This window comes from Bradyrhizobium sp. LeoA1Lang (assembly GCF_055413685.1).
This window is the reverse complement of the sequence record NZ_JBVAPG010000347.1, coordinates 1-2,984: the sequence shown is the minus strand read 5'-3', so window position 1 is coordinate 2,984 and position 2,984 is coordinate 1. Positions and strand designations below refer to the sequence as shown.

The following is a 2,984-nucleotide window of genomic DNA, read 5'->3' as shown; positions in this document are numbered from 1 at the left end:
GACGGCTGGCAGACCCTCGCCAGCAAGCCCATTGCTCAGCCGGTTGATCTTGCCGCCTGAGCAGATATCATCCGTTCACCGGAGACTCGCGACGGACAAATTCCAACCAAGTTCGCGACGGCACCACGAATTTCCGGGACAGAACACTAGAATCTGGGTTTAATGAGGTGGTGCTCGTGGAGAGACGTGACCCAACCTCTTGGGTAACGCATTTTGAGTGCGCCGCTTCTGAGCCATGATGCAGCCGATCGAATGCACACTCGTAGAAACGTATCTTCGTAATCGCGGCATTTCGGCTTTACGCGGAATTGGAGTCTGCGCTTTCACCCGCGCTGTTACTACCGACACGACTAGCACAGCCCGACCGAGACTCCGCCTGCGATGATCGCCGCTGTCATTGACCTCTCGGGCGGGCCATCCGCCTGGGCGCATCGCACGTGACTCGATCCAGGCGGCTTCAGGGAGGCGACGCTTAGCAAGGCGCCGATTGAAACGCCGGGGCGCGCGATGCAGAATCTCCTCGGTCACAGCGCGCTTCTGCGTGGCGGGCGAGGTCATGGCGGCTGACGAGGGCAAGTATCGGCTGCGAAAACGAGTCTGGTCGCCAGCAGTTGCAAACGCAGCGCCAGAAGCGCCGCGTAGACGGCCGTCCCGATTGATAAGCCGATCCAGATACCAATTGCGCCAAGGCCGATCTTCAAACCAAGCACGTAGCCAAGGGAAAGACCGATTAGCCAATAAGCGATGCCGGCGAACAGAAGCGGCACGCGCGTGTCCTTAAGTCCGCGCAGGCTACCCGCCACAATGATCTGCACGGCATCAGTGATAAAGAAACTCGCGCCGACCAAAAGGAGCTTTGCAGCGAGTTCGATCGTCGCGTCAGCATTGCCGTCCGATTCGCCTAGAAACAACTCGGCGATCTCAAAACGCGCGGCGGTTACGGCAACTGTCAAAATTGCAGCGATTGCAACCCCGAGCAACACCGCGACGAGACCTGCCCGCTTGACTCCAGGGGCATCCTTGCGGCCTACTGCGTACCCAACCCGCACGCTCGCCGCCATACCGATGCCGAAAGGGATCATGAACATGGTGGCGGAGACGTCGAACGCGATCTGGTGGGCGGCAACAGCATTGGCGCTGATCGTGCCGATCAGAAGTGCCGCGGCAGAGAAAAGTCCGGACTCCATCAGAATGGCGATAGAGATCGGCGTGCCGATCACGATCAACTGGCGCATTGAAGCCCAATCGAAGCGCCAGAGTTGGGCCAGCACTCGGTAGTCGCTGAATGGCGGCTGTCGGGTCGTAAACCACAAACCCGCCAGGAGCGTCACGCAGTTCACCAGCGTCGTCGCAAGACCCGCTCCGAACATTTCCAGCCGCGGCAAGCCAAACTTGCCCCAGATCAACACATAAGCGAGTAGCGCATTGATGGGGATGGCCGCGAGCGTGATCCATAAGACGGGCTCGGGCCGGTTGACCGCAGCCATGAAGCTGCGGATGGCCGAGAACAACAGTGCTGGCAACGCGCCCCAAGCGAGCCCGAGCAGATATTGCTGAGCAAGCCGAGCCGTCCCCGGAGCGTGGCCGAGCGCAAGCATTATTGCTTCGGCGCGCAGCGGAAGGGCCATGATTGGTACCCACAGCAGGAGCCCGGCCCACAGGCCCGCGCGCAGCGAGCGCCGCACCAGGGCCAGATTGCCGGCGCCAAGAGCCTGCGCCACAAGCGGCGCCACCGCCGACATCAGGCCCGCGCCGAAGGTAAGGCTGATCGATAAGGCCGTGCCTGCTAACGCTGCGGCAGCAACCGCCTCGGCGCCTATGCGCCCGATGAAAACAAGATCGGTCGTCATCATCGCGATCTGCCCAAGCTGCGTTAGTGCCATTGGCAACGCCAGTCTCGCGGTCTGACTGAGCTCGATCACAAGGTGATGGCCAACAGCCCGCCTCGGCAGCCCGTACCGCGAACGTGATACCGGTCTTGTTTCCATTATCTTCCCATGAAGCTCGCGCAGAGCGGATTAGGTTCCTGAAGCAAACCGCTCTGTTGCTTCACAGCGAGGCTTCTCTCCCCGCCTCGATTGTCGATGGCCGCACTTGAGCAGACCTCCATCCAGTTCTGGAAGGTCACGGCGAGGCGCACGCGAGTTCCTGTTCCCCAATGGGCTGCTTTCAAGCCAAGCTCGGCATACCCCCGTCCGGATCCGTAGTTGGTTGAAGCGGACCTTTTGAGTTTAAAGATCGAGCACGAATCGCAACGGTTTCCAATGGACGAGTACTTAAGCGATCGACAACACGCGGCTCTTAACCGCGCAGGTCTTTAGCCCAGGCTGGTATGAAATCCACTTCGTCCCCCCAAGCACCCATGATTGCGAATGAAAAGCGTTGATCAGCGCCAAACCGCCGCTGACGATGGGCAGGAGTTGAGACATTCGCAATCTCTTCTACTCGTTAGAAAGCTCTTGCGTGGCCAGAGGATGTTGGCCGCCTACTTCGAGATCGTACAATTTGACGCTACGTGCGATTCAAGCCCTTCGAGAACTCGTCGCGTGCATATGTCCAAACTCCCGGGTCCCAGAAGACAATCAAGACAATCGGGCGCGCGGCCGGTGCTTCCAATGCCGTTAGATTGCCGGGCGAGGGTACCGAAGCCCTGTGGCTCGCCACGAAATCATGATCGTGCTGACGCCTTCGCAGTGTTGGGTTGGGGGGCAGCACATGGCTAGGCCAGTTCGGCCGGGGTCTCTGAGCAGGGCAAAGGTACCGCGGCATCAATGGCGAGCGCCGAAGAGCGCATGCGGCTGCGTAAAGAGCAGAGCGTGCCGAGCGCTTTTGTTGTGAGTTCGCCATTGGGGACATCAGGGTGCCGTCGCGAACTTGGTTGGAATTTGTCCGTCGCGAGTCTCCGGTGAACGGATGATATCTGCTCAGGCGGCAAGATCAACCGGCTGAGCAATGGGCTTGCTGGCGAGGGTCTGCCAGCCGTC

1 protein-coding gene and 1 pseudogene are annotated in these 2,984 nt (G+C 60.0%); one reads left to right on the top strand and one right to left on the bottom strand.

Annotation, left to right across the window (positions count from 1 at the left end; genetic code table 11):
• Positions 1-232: 232 nt before the first annotated feature.
• Positions 233-574 (top strand): annotated as a pseudogene (locus tag ACZYOF_RS43225) (DUF7146 domain-containing protein); the annotation flags it as partial.
• On the opposite strand, the gene ACZYOF_RS43220 reads toward ACZYOF_RS43225, so the two are convergent.
• On the bottom strand, positions 555-1,883 hold the full coding sequence (locus ACZYOF_RS43220) for an MATE family efflux transporter (protein ID WP_463719531.1): 1,329 nt from the start codon (positions 1,881-1,883) through the stop codon (positions 555-557). The pseudogene ACZYOF_RS43225 and the gene ACZYOF_RS43220 sit on opposite strands and share 20 nt — an antisense overlap.
• Positions 1,884-2,984 lie beyond the last annotated feature (1,101 nt).